Annotated in this window: 24 protein-coding genes and 1 tRNA gene; 15 read left to right on the top strand and 10 right to left on the bottom strand. The window is 63.5% G+C overall.

All coding sequences use genetic code 11. The features are described from left to right. Positions 1–5: 5 nt before the first annotated feature. Genes GD429_RS27225 through GD429_RS27205 form a run of 6 tightly spaced genes read left to right on the top strand, consistent with a single transcriptional unit; the run spans position 6 to position 2405 of the window. On the top strand, positions 6–458 hold the full coding sequence (locus tag GD429_RS27225; RefSeq protein ID WP_152861565.1) for a zinc-finger-containing protein: 453 nt from the start codon (positions 6–8) through the stop codon (positions 456–458). Continuing rightward, positions 455–1174, top strand: coding sequence for a hypothetical protein (locus GD429_RS40650; RefSeq protein WP_193727205.1), 720 nt, complete (start codon positions 455–457; stop codon positions 1172–1174). The genes GD429_RS27225 and GD429_RS40650 overlap by 4 nt, the downstream gene beginning before the upstream one ends. Then, positions 1164–1598, top strand: coding sequence for a hypothetical protein (locus tag GD429_RS27215; RefSeq protein ID WP_152861563.1), 435 nt, complete (start codon positions 1164–1166; stop codon positions 1596–1598). Before GD429_RS40650 ends, GD429_RS27215 begins: the two co-directional genes overlap by 11 nt. Next, positions 1595–1783 carry a hypothetical protein gene (locus GD429_RS40645; RefSeq protein ID WP_193727204.1) on the top strand — a complete coding sequence of 63 codons (189 nt, stop codon included), beginning with the start codon at positions 1595–1597 and terminating at the stop codon, positions 1781–1783. Before GD429_RS27215 ends, GD429_RS40645 begins: the two co-directional genes overlap by 4 nt. Next, the gene (locus tag GD429_RS27210) at positions 1780–2019 is read left to right on the top strand and encodes a hypothetical protein (RefSeq protein WP_227791757.1); all 240 of its coding nucleotides are present in this window, start codon (positions 1780–1782) and stop codon (positions 2017–2019) included. Before GD429_RS40645 ends, GD429_RS27210 begins: the two co-directional genes overlap by 4 nt. Next, a complete protein-coding gene (locus GD429_RS27205; protein ID WP_152861559.1) occupies positions 2016–2405 on the top strand; it encodes a DUF551 domain-containing protein in 390 nt (129 codons plus the stop codon). Before GD429_RS27210 ends, GD429_RS27205 begins: the two co-directional genes overlap by 4 nt. Positions 2406–2649: 244 nt before the next feature. Here the strand turns inward: GD429_RS27205 and GD429_RS27200 are convergent, their stop codons facing one another. Further along, a complete protein-coding gene (locus GD429_RS27200) occupies positions 2650–2859 on the bottom strand; it encodes a hypothetical protein (protein WP_152861557.1) in 210 nt (69 codons plus the stop codon). A 36-nt stretch (positions 2860–2895) separates the two neighbouring features. Here GD429_RS27200 and GD429_RS27195 point away from each other — a divergent pair, with 36 nt between their 5' ends. The 5 genes from GD429_RS27195 to GD429_RS27175 are packed head-to-tail and all read left to right on the top strand — an operon-like array spanning position 2896 to position 5554. Then, complete coding sequence (locus GD429_RS27195) at positions 2896–3456, top strand: hypothetical protein (protein WP_152861555.1); 561 nt, start codon at positions 2896–2898, stop codon at positions 3454–3456. Further along, positions 3453–3689: a hypothetical protein gene (locus GD429_RS27190; protein ID WP_152861553.1), complete on the top strand. Its 237-nt coding sequence runs from the start codon at positions 3453–3455 to the stop codon at positions 3687–3689. Before GD429_RS27195 ends, GD429_RS27190 begins: the two co-directional genes overlap by 4 nt. After that, complete coding sequence (locus tag GD429_RS27185) at positions 3686–4066, top strand: hypothetical protein (protein ID WP_152861551.1); 381 nt, start codon at positions 3686–3688, stop codon at positions 4064–4066. Before GD429_RS27190 ends, GD429_RS27185 begins: the two co-directional genes overlap by 4 nt. Beyond that, a complete protein-coding gene (locus tag GD429_RS41890) occupies positions 4063–4707 on the top strand; it encodes a hypothetical protein (protein ID WP_321574898.1) in 645 nt (214 codons plus the stop codon). Before GD429_RS27185 ends, GD429_RS41890 begins: the two co-directional genes overlap by 4 nt. Further along, a complete protein-coding gene (locus GD429_RS27175) occupies positions 4610–5554 on the top strand; it encodes a phage Gp37/Gp68 family protein (protein WP_321574909.1) in 945 nt (314 codons plus the stop codon). The genes GD429_RS41890 and GD429_RS27175 overlap by 98 nt, the downstream gene beginning before the upstream one ends. Positions 5555–5559: 5 nt before the next feature. Here GD429_RS27175 and GD429_RS27170 read toward each other — a convergent pair whose 3' ends face one another. Then, on the bottom strand, positions 5560–6201 hold the full coding sequence (locus GD429_RS27170) for a hypothetical protein (RefSeq protein ID WP_152861545.1): 642 nt from the start codon (positions 6199–6201) through the stop codon (positions 5560–5562). On the opposite strand from GD429_RS27170, the gene GD429_RS27165 reads away from it, so the two are divergent. Genes GD429_RS27165 through GD429_RS27150 form a run of 4 tightly spaced genes read left to right on the top strand, consistent with a single transcriptional unit; the run spans position 6200 to position 8818 of the window. Then, the gene (locus GD429_RS27165) at positions 6200–6892 is read left to right on the top strand and encodes a hypothetical protein (RefSeq protein ID WP_152861543.1); all 693 of its coding nucleotides are present in this window, start codon (positions 6200–6202) and stop codon (positions 6890–6892) included. The two genes, GD429_RS27170 and GD429_RS27165, sit on opposite strands and share 2 nt — an antisense overlap. Then, the gene (locus GD429_RS27160; RefSeq protein WP_152861541.1) at positions 6892–7458 is read left to right on the top strand and encodes a hypothetical protein; all 567 of its coding nucleotides are present in this window, start codon (positions 6892–6894) and stop codon (positions 7456–7458) included. The genes GD429_RS27165 and GD429_RS27160 overlap by 1 nt, the downstream gene beginning before the upstream one ends. Continuing rightward, positions 7455–7694: a DUF4224 domain-containing protein gene (locus GD429_RS27155; protein ID WP_152861539.1), complete on the top strand. Its 240-nt coding sequence runs from the start codon at positions 7455–7457 to the stop codon at positions 7692–7694. Before GD429_RS27160 ends, GD429_RS27155 begins: the two co-directional genes overlap by 4 nt. A 2-nt stretch (positions 7695–7696) precedes the next feature. Beyond that, positions 7697–8818 (top strand): hypothetical protein, encoded by a 1122-nt coding sequence (locus GD429_RS27150; RefSeq protein ID WP_152861537.1) that lies wholly within the window; start codon positions 7697–7699, stop codon positions 8816–8818. Between the two features lie 28 nt (positions 8819–8846). Here GD429_RS27150 and GD429_RS27145 read toward each other — a convergent pair whose 3' ends face one another. The 8 genes from GD429_RS27145 to ssuC form a co-directional block, all read right to left on the bottom strand. Next, positions 8847–9707 carry a toll/interleukin-1 receptor domain-containing protein gene (locus GD429_RS27145; RefSeq protein ID WP_152861535.1) on the bottom strand — a complete coding sequence of 287 codons (861 nt, stop codon included), beginning with the start codon at positions 9705–9707 and terminating at the stop codon, positions 8847–8849. Positions 9708–9850: 143 nt separating this feature from the next. Continuing rightward, positions 9851–9926, bottom strand: a tRNA-His gene (locus GD429_RS27140). Between the two features lie 56 nt (positions 9927–9982). Beyond that, complete coding sequence (dusA, locus tag GD429_RS27135; protein WP_258282844.1) at positions 9983–10969, bottom strand: tRNA dihydrouridine(20/20a) synthase DusA; 987 nt, start codon at positions 10967–10969, stop codon at positions 9983–9985. 126 nt (positions 10970–11095) lie between these two features. Continuing rightward, the gene (locus tag GD429_RS27130) at positions 11096–11344 is read right to left on the bottom strand and encodes a hypothetical protein (RefSeq protein ID WP_152861531.1); all 249 of its coding nucleotides are present in this window, start codon (positions 11342–11344) and stop codon (positions 11096–11098) included. A 55-nt stretch (positions 11345–11399) separates the two neighbouring features. Then, a complete protein-coding gene (locus tag GD429_RS27125; protein ID WP_034184085.1) occupies positions 11400–11597 on the bottom strand; it encodes a hypothetical protein in 198 nt (65 codons plus the stop codon). Between the two features lie 144 nt (positions 11598–11741). Then, the gene (locus GD429_RS27120) at positions 11742–11957 is read right to left on the bottom strand and encodes a TOBE domain-containing protein (protein WP_006400187.1); all 216 of its coding nucleotides are present in this window, start codon (positions 11955–11957) and stop codon (positions 11742–11744) included. 56 nt (positions 11958–12013) lie between these two features. Next, positions 12014–12973 carry an ATP-binding cassette domain-containing protein gene (locus GD429_RS27115; RefSeq protein WP_152861529.1) on the bottom strand — a complete coding sequence of 320 codons (960 nt, stop codon included), beginning with the start codon at positions 12971–12973 and terminating at the stop codon, positions 12014–12016. Continuing rightward, complete coding sequence (gene ssuC, locus GD429_RS27110) at positions 12970–13782, bottom strand: aliphatic sulfonate ABC transporter permease SsuC (protein WP_152861527.1); 813 nt, start codon at positions 13780–13782, stop codon at positions 12970–12972. Before ssuC ends, GD429_RS27115 begins: the two co-directional genes overlap by 4 nt. Position 13783: the final 1 nt, after the last annotated feature.

The raw sequence follows: 13783 nt of genomic DNA, 5'->3' as shown, positions 1-13783 counted from the left end.
TCAGGATGAGTCGTCCTGCCCCAAACAAGAAAACGCCTTGGAACCCGTCGCGCCGAGCGACGGCCCGCGTCAAGAACCCTCTGCCGGCTCCGACGACATGCCCGTACGACGGTGGTCACGTCGAGATCGTGAACAACTCGGCGATCTACGGACGCGAGTATGGCGAGTGGCCGTGGGCGTTCCTCTGTCGCTCCTGCCGGGCATACGTCGGCCTGCACCCCTTCACGGCCATTCCACTCGGCACGCTGGCCGACGGGCCGACCCGTGACGCGCGGAAACGCGCGAAAGCCGCCTTCAACCCGATCTGGCAGTCAGGCGGCATGACGCGCACCGACGCATATATCTGGCTGGCTCGGCAGCTCGGCATCGCGAACCATGAGGAATGTCACATCGGCTGGTTCGACGTCGCGACATGCGATCGCGTCGTGGCCGTCATTCAACAGGAGTACCCCCGATGACCGATACGCAAGACCCGCTCTGGCGCGCGCTCGCACGCCTCGAACACGCCGAGCTGAGCGACGACGAACGCAACCTTCTGCGGCCGGCGTTCGCCGCAATACACGGCAGCCATGCAATGCGCATCCCCGAGGACATCGTGAAGCTGATTCGACGCCTCGACGCGACGCTGCCGAAGACGACGGAGACGCCCACAGTAGAAGACGTGATCGCTATGCTGCAACGTGCCGTTCGCGAAATTCCTGTCGCGCTCGCAACCGAAGTTTGGCAAGTCACGCCGCTTCAGGTTGTGTGGGTCGTCGCCACGCTGCTTAAGAGCCCCGCCCCACAGCCCGCGCAGGCAGATGCTCGCCCGGCCGACGATGAATTGTGGGATCAAACACTGCGCGAGCGTGATGAGTACCATGAGATGGCCGATAAGCTGGCCGCAGCAATTGCGGTCCATTTCGGCGCGGACATTGGCGAGCACTCGAATGCGAATTGTCCGTGGGAAGAAGCGCTGGAGGTAATCGAGAACGCCGCGCAGGCAGACGCTCGGGTCGGGCTGACGACGAAGGAACAGGTCGAGCTGTTCGCCGCCGATCTGGTGAAGCGCGGCGAACTGGTCTGGGGTGGCTTCCGTCAAGACGCCGAAGGGCAATACACGATTCCTGAACTCACGCCGGCCGTCTGGACGTTGATCAGCGCCCTTCTCCAAGGAACCAACCATGCCGAATAACACGCTGATGGCTGAACGCCGCGCATCGCTCGAATGGGCTGTCGAGGCCGCCGTCACTTGCGGCTATACGTCGGATGCAGATGTGCTTCGCGGTCTTCTAGCGGATCTTCCGGGCGCCCATCCGGGCCAGCCGGAGCCGTGCGCCGACGTGGCGACCGATAATCACCGAGACGGAATGCGCTGGCGCACGCTGATGAAGAACGGCGAGCCGGATGTCTATGTTGAACGCACGGAGCGCCGCGTGATTCAACGTACGCAATCTATCGCGTTCTCGAGCCCGAATCTCACCAACAGCATTGGCGTCAGCGCAACGTCCGAGATGTGGGTCAAGCGGTACGCGATTTTTGCGTGGTGGACACGCGAGAACGAACATCGCACGTTCACCGAGGCCGTCGACGCAATCGCAGCGGGTGCGATCCAATGAAGCTGACCGACGTCGAAGTGTTCGCGATCCGCGCGGCCGGGCTGCCCGATCACCTGCGCGAGAGGCTGTATCCGGAGCTGGCGCCACGCTGCCCATACTGCGACGACACCGGCGACGTGCACGACACAACGGGAGAATGGCGCGGCGTGTGCTCGGCCTGCAACGTGTCAGGAGACGCATCGTGAGCAAGTTCCAGAAACTCGATGCCCTGATCCTCGCGTCGATCGACGAGACTCCGAAGAAATTCGCAGCCCTCAATACCGGCGCAGTACGCGAGGAAAGCGAGCGACTCGCGCGCGAAGAATGTCGGCCGACCACCTTCGGTGACGTCGTAGGCTGGCGCATCGTCGACCGGCGCCTTCAGGCAGTGCGCAAGACCGGGAAGATCCGGTCGACGACGAAAGGATGGGTGCGCGCATGAAGATCACCGACGACATGCTGATGGAGATGGAGCCGATCGTATCGCAGTGGATTCGCGAGCGCGGCACCTGCATGGACGGCGCGAGCTATGCGGCTGCGCTGGAACTGGCAGCATATGTTGCCGCCCGCCGCACCACGCCCAACAGCGAGGCGTGGATCAGCGTTGACGAGAAGCTACCAACCTTCAACCGGAAGGCCGGATCGTTGGGCGTCGAAGTGCTGATATACCCGGCGATGGAGACTGGCGAACGCACTGCGTTCTTCGGTCGACGGATCAGCCAGAAGCCGATGTTCTATCGCTACGGCGCTCCCGTTCACGGTGTGACGCATTGGATGCGTCTGCCTGAAAAACCGGGTCAAACTTGCACCGAAGACATCCCGCGATAGTCAGATTCGTCTGACCGACTATAACCAGTTCAATGGCACACACCGCCGCCTAGAAACCAAATGCGTGCCTCGAGCGAGGCAGCAACGGCCCGGGCTAGTGACGCGCCGCAACAGGGACACTCATAGTGTTCCTCAAATGGACTGCCGTTCCGCATGACAATCCCGACAAGCTCGAGATGTCGCGGCTGCATGTCGGCAGGTTCGCCATGGAGCGCGATGCAGGCGCTGCATGGGGTTTGAGTCGTCATGCGTACCGCGTCAACCACTCTTCGGAAAACTGCTTCGCATAGGCGACCGCTTCGGCCTCTGTGTCGAATTCGCCGAGTTTCCGAAACGCCGCCTCGCGGCTGAATCCCACCTTCGTCACTTCGACCTGCGCGGCGAACTTGCCGTCGTCGGTCAGGCGTGGCGTGCAGTTCATCTCATACCCACGCATCAGGAAAACCGTCTTCATCTGGTGCTCGCTGGAAAAAACCGGAGGAATCGTAGCATGTCGACGTCGACACCCAACCTGTGGACGACTGACGAGGCGCGGCTGCTCGCTCGCCTCTATCCCTCTCCCATCTCTTCAAAGGCGCTTTACGCAGCGTTTCCGCGCCATTCGCGTAAGTCAGTCCAGACCTTTGCCACCACAGTGCTGAAGGTCAAGCGGGCGCAGCGCAACTACAGATCTTGCGCGGCACCGGCGTGGGACAGGATGCGCGCCATTCTCGAGCAGGAGCAGCTGTGCGTCCGCGAACTGGTGAAGCGTTGCGGAGTCTCGCAGCAGCGCGTCAGCGAGCTGCTGACGATTCACCGTGCCGAGGTGCACATCGTCGACTGGATTCCGCCAGTTGGTCGCGCGCAGTGGCGTCCTGTTTGGGCAGTCGGCAACGCGCCCGATGTGCCCTGCCCGGCTGCAATCAAATCGCATGCAACGCGCGCCGCGCGCAGCGCCATGAGGCGCAATCCGTTCCTCACCGCGGCGGGTCTGGTGACGATCCCCGTCGGCGAGCGCGGCCGTGTCTTCCAACAGCCTATGGACGTCAACGACGAGGAGCTTGCTGCATGAGCACGCGAACCATCATCGAGATCAACCACGACTTCTTGCAGCGGCTGCTCGACGATCCCGTCGGACTTGCCGTCACGGTGCGTTCGGTCTGCTGCGACCACCAGGCCGAGTTGAACGACGACAACGGGCGCGGCCGCACGCTCGACCGCGGCGGCGGCATTCGCATCGTCTATCGCCGGCACCACAGCGAAGAAGCGCGCCTCACCACCAAATACGTGGACATCCAGATATGACCGCTCTTTTCTACCTTCAGGACAGCCGTTCGTTCGTCGGCAATGACGTGCTGTGGTGGGCCGATCCCGACGGCTATACGACCGATCTGCGCAAAGCTCGGCTTTTCACCAGGGACGACGCGCAGCAGCACCACAACGTCCGCGAGACGGATATCCCGTGGCCGAATGAGTACATCGACGCCAAGACGCGCCCGGCCGTCGACGTGCAGTACATCAGGCGCGACGAGGCGCTGCTCGGCACTGGGATCGCCCTGCAGCCGAAGCGCAAGCTCCCGCGTGCGTACACCCTCAACTGCTCGGGCTGCGGCCGCTTCGTCAGCGATCGACAGCGATACCTTGAAAATTGCCGCCACTGCGGCGCGGACAACAGACCATGAGCGAGAACACAAAAATCGAGTGGTGCGACTCGACGCCTTCGGCGCCCGCGCGCATCAATCCGGCCACCGGGCGTCCCGGCCCAGCAGCCTCACCCGCGCGCGACGGTGACAAGGTGCAGGCTCGCCAACGAGTCAATGTCGAAGTACGAACCGGCCGGCGGCCACACCCCAACGATTTGCCCTGCGCCGATTGCGGTCACATCTACGCGATCGGCGAGCGGCGACACGAGTATGACCACCACCTCGGCTACGCGGCCGAGCATCACCTCGACGTGCAGGCCGTGTGCACGTTGTGCCATGCGAAGCGCGACAGCGCCCGCGCAAACCAGACGCACTGCATTCGCAGCCATACCTTCGACGAGCAGAACACCTACGTCGCCGGAAATGGCACGCGCCACTGCCGCGCCTGCATGAAGCTGCGCGAAAAGGCGCGCGCCCCGCGCGGCCCGGAGTACTGGGCGCGAGTCAATGCCAAGCGGAGAGGAAAGCGTAATGGCCGAAAACTCGAATATCGAATGGACGGACCACACCTTCAATCCGTTCATCGGCTGCACGAAGGTGTCGCCCGGGTGCGACCACTGCTACGCCGAGCAGCTGATGGACAAGCGCATGCACAAGGTCGTCTGGGGGCCGCACGGTGAGCGCGTGCGCACGTCGGCGGCCACGTGGCGTCAACCGCTTCGATGGAACGCACAGCACGCGGAGTTCTTCGCCGCGCACGGCCGGCGCCAGCGCGTATTCTGCGCGTCGCTCGCCGACGTGTTCGATAACGCAGTTCCCGACGCGTGGCGCGCGGACCTGATCGACCTGATCTGGAACACCCCGCACCTCGACTGGCTGCTGCTGACGAAACGCATCGGGAACGCCGGGCCGATGATCACCCGTGCGCTCGAACTCGCCGGGCGCGGCGTCAACACGCCGTGGCCGTGGACGAACGTCTGGCTCGGCGCGACGATCGTCAACCAGGCCGAGGCCGACCGCGACATTGAAAAGTTGCTCATGACGCCGGCGCGTCGCAGGTTCTTGTCCATGGAGCCGTTGCTCGGGCCGGTTGATCTTCGAGCTTGGTTCGATCCGACTGGCGTTTGCTGCATGCGGGAAATGCAGTCCTGCGAGGATTGCCCTGCCGACGCGCCGTGGATTCACGGACCTACCACCGAGTACGCCGAGGACGGGACGGGATTTAGCTCGCCCGAGATCGACTGGGTGATTGTCGGCGGCGAAAGCGGCCCGGGCGCGCGGCCAATGCAACCCGAATGGGCTCGCGATCTTCGCGACCAGTGCACTGCATACGGCGTGCCCTTTCTGTTCAAGCAATGGGGTGAGTGGGCCGACCACGATCAGCCCGGCGTCGACATGCTTGGCACGGTGCATTCGTCCCTTCACAAATGGCCCGACGGCAAGCATTCCGTTCGCGTTGGCAAGCGCGCCGCCGGCCGGCTGCTCGACGGTCGCACGCACGACGAATTCCCGAGAGGCGTCCAATGACTACGTCAGTACTTGTCGGCACCCATCAGCGCTCGGAGATTGCGCAACTCGTTTGCTTCGCTTCGTGCACGCGTCAGGCGATCTATCGCATGTGCCATCTGGTCTTCGCAGAAAGCGTTTGGTCCGGAGCAAGACAAAAAAATGCCACGCGCGGACGTAACAAGCACAACTGCCGCGTCAATTGCGAGATCCAACAAATTTTCCGATATATGCGCATCCTGGAATGCACGCGCGCGGTGTTCCCCGTGAAAAGAAACGTTGCTCATGAAATACGGTGCATCTTGCGTCGATGGAAACAGCCAACCGTGAGCGATTGCATTTCGATATGCAAGAAGATCGTCCGCGCATTCGCAAGTCAAATTTATTGCGTCGCCGAGTGCGCCATCACGTCCGCGGGCTCGCTTCTTGATACGTCCAATGATGTCCGAAATTCCGATCTTATCGGTGGACGGGCGCTTTCCCGTGACCCCCTCTTCGAGAATTGCCCAAGCGGCGACCTCAATGAGGCGCTCAAACATGCCCATATAGGTCATGAACGCGCCCAGTTTCTGCTGACAGGCTCGGCTAAGCCCATATTCCTGCTCAAGCGCCAGCACTGCTTCGTCGGCACTTCGCTGATGTGGCAAACCACGCGGAGAGATGGCCATGCGTGAACTCCCAATATTGTTTTCTGGCCCGATGGTACGAGCCATCCTCGAAGGTCGCAAGACGCAGACGCGGCGCATCGTGAAGCTGCCGCACAACAATCCGCTCGGCGTGTGGGAACCGACAACGGTCGGCGGCGGCTGTGTGAAGTATGTCGGCGGGACGCCCGCGCCAGAGCTGTCCGCGATCTGGCACACGCGTACCGGCGATTGCTACGTCTGCCCGCATGGCGACGCCGGCGATCGCCTGTGGGTGCGCGAGACGCACGAGGTGCGCCGCATCGGTACGGAGACGTTCGAAGACGCGCGCCCGACGCGGCGCTACGCTGGCATCGCCTACCAGGCTGACGACGGCCGCGCCGAGGTCGACATCGACCTCAACACGTTCCAGGCGCTCGATGCCAAGGAATCACGTGGCTGGTCGCCATCCATCCACATGCCACGCTGGGCGTCGCGCATCACGCTCGAGATCACCGGCGTGCGCGCCGAGCGCCTCCAGCGCATCAGCGAGTCCGAAGCGCGCGCCGAAGGCGTGACCATCGCCGAACACCACATGCGCAACCACAGTGCCGGGGCCTTCCGGCCGCCAAGCATCCGCGCCTTCCATGACCTGTGGGACAGCCTGAACGCCGCCCGCGGGCATGGCTGGGACGTGAACCCGTGGGTGTGGGCAATTTCATTTAGGACACTGTGATGCCGTGGCCCAAAGGTAAGAAGATGCCGCCGGAGATGCTGGCGAGACGTAGCGCTACCGCTATCGCAAACGGTAAGCGGCGCAAGAAGCCTGTCGTCCTCGATGGTGTGAATTATTGGAAGTGCGGGCGATGCAGCGTGTTCAAGCCTGAGTCTGATTTCTACATCGACGGCAAGACGGCAGCGGGAGTTTCATCGCAGTGCCGGACGTGCCACATGGAAGGCAGTCTTCGCACGCGAAATCCCGACAACGCCAGATCACTGAATGCCAACTACATGCGCCGAGCTCGCGCAGCGGATCCGGAGAAGTTTCGCGCTCGCGATCGAGAATCAGCACAACAGAAGCGAATTCTGTATCCCGAAAAAATATTGGCGCGTCAGTCGCTCAACAATGCCGTGAAACGTGGAGACGTCGTTCGCCCCGACGTGTGCGAGCAATGCGGCATCAGTACTGCGGTCGCGGCCCACCACGATGACTATAGCAGGCCGCTCCAGGTTCGCTGGCTATGTCGCGCCTGTCATGGGAAGGAACATCGGACATATAAGTTCGAAAGGACAGATTCATGAGCCTCTACCTCACCACTGCGGAACTGGCCGAGCTGGTCGGCTGCAAGCCGCGCAGCCACGCATGCATGAAGCGCTGGCTCGAGCGCAATCACTGGCCGTTCGCGGTCAACATCGCCGGCGTGCCGCTCGTCGCGCGCGAGTATTACGACGCCCGCATGAACGGCACCGCCCCCCCAACACCCGCGCGCCGGCACCGCACCGCCGCGTCGGAAGAACCGAACTTCGCCGCACTGTAATCATGATCGGACGACGGAAACGGCCGGACGGGTTGCCCTTCCGGCTCTACGCCCATTACGGGAAACATAAGGTCAGCTTCGGCTACAAGCTGCCGAACGGCCGCTGGGCGTTCCGCCTGTCGGCGCCGGCGCACAACAAGGAAGCACTCGCCGAGATCCGCAAGCAGGCGATCGAGCGCGCGGAGGCGCTCAACGGGAACGCGATCGAACCCGGCACGGTCGAGGCGCTCGTCGCCAGGTACTTCGAATGGCAGGACGGACTGCCGCCCACCGACGAGCGCCGCAAGGCCCAGTCCACCCTGGACGAGAACCGCGTCGAGTCCAAGCGGCTGATCAAGGTCTTTGGGAAGATGGCGCCTGCGACCATCAAGCCGAAGCACGTCTACGGCTACCTCGACAAACGTGCACAGCTCGGCGCGCCGGCGAAAGCGAACAAGGAAATCGCCCTCCTGTCGGCCATCCTCGAATACGGCCGGCGCCGTGGCGAGCTCGAAACGAACCCGTGCCGCGGCATCGAGTACAACCCGACGCGGCCGCGCCAGCGGTATGTGCGTCAGGACGAGATAGATCTGGCAGTGGAAGTCGCGCGGTCGCGCCGAAGCGTTGGTGATCAGCACCCGAGTTCCGCGTACCTGATTCTCGCGCTATGCGTAAAGGCAGCCTATCTGACCGTCAGCCGGCCGACCGAGATGCGCGAGCTGCATCGCCAGAGTATCCGGTCCGAAGGCGTCGAGGTGCCGATCGGAAAGCGCAAGGCCGGCGAGCAGCAGCGCGCGAAGCTCGTGCTGTGGTCGCCCGAACTGCGGACCGTGATAGACGAAGCGCTGGCGTTGCAGCGTACGTCGAGCGTGCACGTGTTCGGGAACACCGCAGGCCAGGTGTACACGCGCAGCGGCTGGAACACGAACTGGTCGCGGTTGATGGGCTACTGCGAGAAGGAGGCGCAAGCGCGCGGCGTGCCGTTCGAACGGTTCGCGCTGCGCGACATGCGCCCGGCGGCCGTCACCGATCGACAGGAGGAAGGCGACGATCGGATCATCGATGCGACTGGGCATGCGGACGAGCGCATGGTGCGGAAGACGTACGATCGCCGTCGGGAACGCCGGGTTCGCGCAACGCGGTAGCCCCCGAAGTGGACCACCGCCGCCGCCGTCACCTATACATCGACAAAATCGTGTCCGCGTGTTCCACAATCAAGTTAGGATCGAGCGTCAAAGCAATGTCACAGACGCTATACGCGCCCGTCGGTCCTAAACCCAAACCGCCGTTTTGGATCGCAATTGAGACTTTCCCCGACAACTGATCTCGGACGCTTTCAGACCACGCGTCCGAGATTGCCTGCTGCGCCGCCGGAATACTGATGGTGAACTTTTTGCCCCCACGCTTTGCTTCATTCCGACAATGATCGATTACGCGTTCGACGTCGTCTCGGATCGGCACCGTCACAAGCATGTTTCTGGCAAGAACTTCGCCGATCGTATACAGATCCTCAAAACGCTTGGTACCTGCGGCAAAACCGTCGAAATCCGTACGTAACGGCGAACCGGAGACTCCAAGCGCGCGCTGCAGCGACTTGAATGCGAACTCCAAATCCGAGGCGCGGGTCGCCGAGATTGCATTCAGGGCGTTTAGTGGCGCCGGAAGTCCCGATGGGGTCACGCCAGAATGGCAGACCGGTAGCGCCATAATCCGATCGCCTCCGGAGGCCTTCTGGACTGCTCCTCGGCACCAAACTGCACCCAACTCGAAGTTGACCCAAGGACGCCGCACTGATTTCGGACTAATCAGGTAGAACGCGGCGATGCAGTTGACGAGACCTGACTCGACCGCTTCCACGAAATGAGACCCAGCCGAGATCCCGGGCCCGCGAGCAATACCTTCATGGTCGGACGAGACGAACACCTCAACGAATCCACCAAATTCAGTCTCGATCGTGTCCTTGAACAGTTTTGCGAGCGCCCCTTCCTCGTGAATGTGGGAAATAAAGATCAGCGGCTTCTGCCCCGGCGCCATGATGCCTCCCTGGCCAATGTTGTTAGACGCAAAAAGGCCCGCTCATTGGCGGGCCTTCATTATCCATCTTCCAAATTTTGGAATCTCATCTTCCAAAACTTGTAACACGTCAGCTTATTTCTGCTGCAAGTGCTTGAATTTTTTGGGGTGGCTGATGGGACTCGAACCCACGACGACAGGAATCACAATCCTGGACTCTACCAACTGAGCTACAGCCACCACTGATACTGCTTTCTGCTCTTCGCTGTTTTTGTTTCAGCAGCGAAGAAGCAAGATTATACGAAGTCTTTTGAATCTTGCAAAGCCTTTTTTTCAAAAAATTCTTCGGCTTCGTTCAGATGCGCACGCGCCTCGTCGAACACGGCCAGATCGCCGCGCGCGAGCTTCTTGTTGTCGGACAGCACGCGACGCCAGCCGCGTGCGCCGGGCACGCCGCGATACAGCCCGAGCGCATGCCGCACGATCGCGCCGAGATAGGTACCGCGCTTCAGCTCAGCCGCGCAGTATTCGATCAGTTGCGCTTCCGCTTCTTCGCGCGTCGGCACCGCGCCCGTCGATCCGTAGAAGCGCGCATCGACTTCCGCGAGCACGTACGGGTTGTGATACGCCTCGCGGCCGAGCATCACGCCATCGACATGCTCGAGATGCCGAGCGACCTCGTCGAGCGTCTTGATGCCACCGTTGATGACGATCTCCAGCGACGGAAAATCGCGCTTCAACTGATACGCATAGTCGTACTTGAGCGGCGGGATCTCGCGATTCTCCTTCGGCGACAGCCCCTTCAAGATCGCGTTGCGGGCATGCACGACGAACGTTTCGCAGCCGGCCTCGGCCACCGTGCCGACGAAGTCGCGCACGAACGCGTAGTCCTCGACCGCGTCCACACCGATCCGGTGCTTGACCGTAACCGGCACCGACACCGCATCGCGCATCGCCTTCACACAATCGGCGACGAGCTGCGGCTCGTTCATCAGGCACGCGCCGAACGCGCCGCGCTGCACACGCTCGGACGGACATCCGCAGTTCAGGTTGATTTCGTCGTAGCCCCACTGCTCGCCGAGCTTCGCGGCGCGCGCGAGATCGTCGCGTTCGCTGCCGCCCAATTGCAGCGCGACCGGCGATTCGTTCGGCGTGAACGCGAGATGCCGCTGGGCATCGCCGAACAGCAGCGCCCCGGTCGTGATCATCTCCGTATACAGCCACGTGTCGCGCGTCAGCGTACGGTGGAACGACCGGCAATGGCGGTCGGTCCAGTCGAGCATCGGCGCGACGGATACGCGGCGGGGAGGAAGCGAGGACGGTACGGACATGAAATTCGGGCAACAAACGGGCGCGGAAACAACCGAACATTTTACCGCAACATTGGCCGTACCTGCCCGGCGCCTGCGCTAGCCGCCCTCACCCAGTTCCGCATCGACCGCCCGCCGCGCCTCGTCGAGCACGCGCTCGATCACGCGCCGTTCGGTCAGCAGCAACCCGTCGACCTTGACGAGCCGCCAGTCGATCCGCACGGCGTCGCCCTGCAGCACGCGGTAGTGCGCGTGCTCGCCGTCCCAGACCTGCTCGGTCTTCACCTCGATCTCGAAGCCGCGGTACGGCTCGCTGAAATCGCCGAGGTCGCTGCCTCTCGGTTCCATCGCACGCTCCGTGGCGACGCGGCGCCAGGCCGCCCGTGCAGCCGGCGCCGTGCGCTCAGTCGTATTCGTCGGACAAAAAGGATTTGCCGTCGGCCGTCAGGTCGACGCGATCGGCCGCCGCCTGATAGATCAGCCCCTCGTTCAGCAACGCATAGACGACGTCGCCGAATGCGGCAGGAACCGGCCGGCTGTCGCCGAACTGGTCGATCCACTTCAGCGCCTCGATGGCTTCGGGGGAAAGGATGGGGGTCATGCGCTGCCCTCCGGCATCGGTGTCGTTCCATCCTAACACTTCGTCCGGACGCCGAATACCGAGGCAAACGCGCTGCGGGAACGCCGGACGACACCAACGGGCACGCTTGCCCGCCGGTGCCGCACCGACGCAGGAAACGCGCGCTCAGAGACGCGCGATCGATACTTCGGTCGACTTCACGAGTGCGACGACCTCCGCGCCGACCTTCAGTTCGAGTTCGTCGACCGAGCGGGTCGTGATCACCGACGTGACGATGCCGAACGGCGTCTCGACGTCGACCTCGGACACCACCGGCCCGCGAATGATCTCCTTCACCTTGCCTTTGAACTGGTTACGCACGTTGATTGCAGTGATGCTCATCGGGTTGATCGCTCCGAAGAAAAAGTCTCAGAACGGGCGGCCGGAGCCGCCCGGATTTAAACGGCCCAGCGAATCTGCCCGACCGGTCGAACGTTGTCTGCTTCATGCACCGCGCCCTGTTCGGCCACGCCGGGCCCGCCGGCGAGCACGCGCTTCAGCACGCGGTCTTCCAGCGCCGCAAACGCCGCCGATGCGCGAGCACGCGGCCGGTCGAGCGGTACGGGTTGGTCAAGCGCCACGCGCCCCTGCTCGATGAGCAGGATGCGGTCGCCGAGTGCGACAGCCTCCTGCACGTCGTGCGTGACGAGCAGCGCGGTGAACCGATGCTCGCGCCACAAGCGCTCGATCAGCGCATGCATCTCGATGCGGGTCAGCGCGTCGAGTGCGCCGAGCGGCTCGTCGAGCAACAGCAGTTGCGGCCGGTGCACGAGTGCGCGCGCCAGTGCAACACGCTGCCGCTGGCCACCCGACAGTTGCGCCGGCCAGTCGTTCGCCCGCTCCAGCAGGCCGACTTCATCGAGCACCGCACGCGCGTCGTCGCGCGCGCCGCGCCCGAGGCCGAGCATCACGTTCTGCAGCACGGTCTTCCACGGCAGCAGGCGCGCATCCTGGTACATGATCCGCGTATCGAGCGCGCCGCCGCCGTCGCCGCGCGTCACGAGCGCGCCGCTGCTCGGCTGCTCGAGTCCCGCGACGAGACGCAGCAGCGTCGACTTGCCGCAGCCGCTGCGGCCGACGATCGCGACGAAGCTGCCGCGCGCGATGCCGAGTTCGACGTTGTCGAGCACAGTGCGCGCGCCGAAGCGCTTGCTGACGCCCGACAGCGTCACCGCGTCGTCGAGTGCCGGGCTTCCCGCGCGCCGCCGCGCGAGCGGAACGACCGATGCGCTGGCGTCGCGATCGAGGATTGCCGCGTCTCGCGCATCGCCGTCCGCGACGCGTGCCTGCGCGAGCTCGGCCTCGAGGTCTGCGCCGGCGAGCGGGCCGTAGGCGGCCGCCGAAGTCGTCGCATTCATGCCTTTGCTCCTGATTGATAAGCGGGGTGCCAGCGCAGCGTCACGCGCTCGAGCCATTTCGCCAGCACATCGGCCAGCTTGCCGAGCACCGCGTACAGCAGGATGCCGACCACCACCACATCGGTTTGCAGGAATTCACGCGCGTTCATCGTCATGTAGCCGATGCCCGACTGCGCGGAGATGGTTTCCGCGACGATCAGCATCACCCACATCAGCCCGAGCGCGAAACGCACGCCGACGAGGATCGACGGCAACGCACCGGGAAGAATCACGTCGCGATACAGCGCGAAGCCGCGCACGCCGTAACTCTTCGCCATCTCGATCAGGTTCGCGTCGACCGAGCGGATCCCGTGATACGTGTTGATGTAAACCGGGAAGAACACACCGAGCGCGACGAGGAACAGCTTCGCCTTCTCGTCGATGCCGAACCACAGGATCACGAGCGGAATCATCGCGAGCGCCGGGATGTTGCGGATCATCTGGATCGTCGAATCGAGCGCGACCTCGGCGGCCTTCGACAGGCCGGTCGCAAGCCCCAGTGCGAGACCGACGCCGCCGCCGATCGCGAAGCCGAACAGCGCGCGCCACGTGCTGACCTTCACGTTCGCCCACATTTCGCCCGACGTCACGAGCGACCACGCTGCACGCACGACCGCAACCGGCTCGGGCAGCACGCGGGTCGACAGCCAGCCGGTGCGCGCGCCGGCTTCCCACACGACCAACAGCGCGAGGGGCACGAGCCACGGCGCGACGCCGCGCCATGCGCGGGCGGCCACGGCGGCACCCGTCGTCGACGTTTTCGTTGTCATC

It is taken from the genome of Burkholderia sp. BE17 (assembly GCF_009362305.1).
In the GTDB taxonomy this organism is placed as follows: domain Bacteria; phylum Pseudomonadota; class Gammaproteobacteria; order Burkholderiales; family Burkholderiaceae; genus Burkholderia; species Burkholderia pyrrocinia_C.
This window is presented reverse-complemented; position numbering and strand designations above follow the sequence as displayed.

Bases quoted from the DNA above. Each gene is read 5' to 3' on its own strand.
- GD429_RS27225 (WP_152861565.1), top strand. From the start codon at position 6: ATGAGTCGTCCTGCCCCAAACAAGAAAACGCCTTGGAACCCGTCGCGC.
- GD429_RS40650 (WP_193727205.1), top strand. From the start codon at position 455: ATGACCGATACGCAAGACCCGCTCTGGCGCGCGCTCGCACGCCTCGAA.
- GD429_RS27215 (WP_152861563.1), top strand. From the start codon at position 1,164: ATGCCGAATAACACGCTGATGGCTGAACGCCGCGCATCGCTCGAATGG.
- GD429_RS40645 (WP_193727204.1), top strand. From the start codon at position 1,595: ATGAAGCTGACCGACGTCGAAGTGTTCGCGATCCGCGCGGCCGGGCTG.
- GD429_RS27205 (WP_152861559.1), top strand. From the start codon at position 2,016: ATGAAGATCACCGACGACATGCTGATGGAGATGGAGCCGATCGTATCG.
- GD429_RS27200 (WP_152861557.1), bottom strand. From the start codon at position 2,859: ATGAAGACGGTTTTCCTGATGCGTGGGTATGAGATGAACTGCACGCCA.
- GD429_RS27195 (WP_152861555.1), top strand. From the start codon at position 2,896: ATGTCGACGTCGACACCCAACCTGTGGACGACTGACGAGGCGCGGCTG.
- GD429_RS27190 (WP_152861553.1), top strand. From the start codon at position 3,453: ATGAGCACGCGAACCATCATCGAGATCAACCACGACTTCTTGCAGCGG.
- GD429_RS27185 (WP_152861551.1), top strand. From the start codon at position 3,686: ATGACCGCTCTTTTCTACCTTCAGGACAGCCGTTCGTTCGTCGGCAAT.
- GD429_RS41890 (WP_321574898.1), top strand. From the start codon at position 4,063: ATGAGCGAGAACACAAAAATCGAGTGGTGCGACTCGACGCCTTCGGCG.
- GD429_RS27165 (WP_152861543.1), top strand. From the start codon at position 6,200: ATGCGTGAACTCCCAATATTGTTTTCTGGCCCGATGGTACGAGCCATC.
- GD429_RS27170 (WP_152861545.1), bottom strand. From the start codon at position 6,201: ATGGCCATCTCTCCGCGTGGTTTGCCACATCAGCGAAGTGCCGACGAA.
- GD429_RS27160 (WP_152861541.1), top strand. From the start codon at position 6,892: ATGCCGTGGCCCAAAGGTAAGAAGATGCCGCCGGAGATGCTGGCGAGA.
- GD429_RS27155 (WP_152861539.1), top strand. From the start codon at position 7,455: ATGAGCCTCTACCTCACCACTGCGGAACTGGCCGAGCTGGTCGGCTGC.
- GD429_RS27150 (WP_152861537.1), top strand. From the start codon at position 7,697: ATGATCGGACGACGGAAACGGCCGGACGGGTTGCCCTTCCGGCTCTAC.
- GD429_RS27145 (WP_152861535.1), bottom strand. From the start codon at position 9,707: ATGGCGCCGGGGCAGAAGCCGCTGATCTTTATTTCCCACATTCACGAG.
- dusA (WP_258282844.1), bottom strand. From the start codon at position 10,969: ATGCTCGACTGGACCGACCGCCATTGCCGGTCGTTCCACCGTACGCTG.
- GD429_RS27130 (WP_152861531.1), bottom strand. From the start codon at position 11,344: ATGGAACCGAGAGGCAGCGACCTCGGCGATTTCAGCGAGCCGTACCGC.
- GD429_RS27125 (WP_034184085.1), bottom strand. From the start codon at position 11,597: ATGACCCCCATCCTTTCCCCCGAAGCCATCGAGGCGCTGAAGTGGATC.
- GD429_RS27120 (WP_006400187.1), bottom strand. From the start codon at position 11,957: ATGAGCATCACTGCAATCAACGTGCGTAACCAGTTCAAAGGCAAGGTG.
- GD429_RS27115 (WP_152861529.1), bottom strand. From the start codon at position 12,973: ATGAATGCGACGACTTCGGCGGCCGCCTACGGCCCGCTCGCCGGCGCA.
- ssuC (WP_152861527.1), bottom strand. From the start codon at position 13,782: ATGACAACGAAAACGTCGACGACGGGTGCCGCCGTGGCCGCCCGCGCA.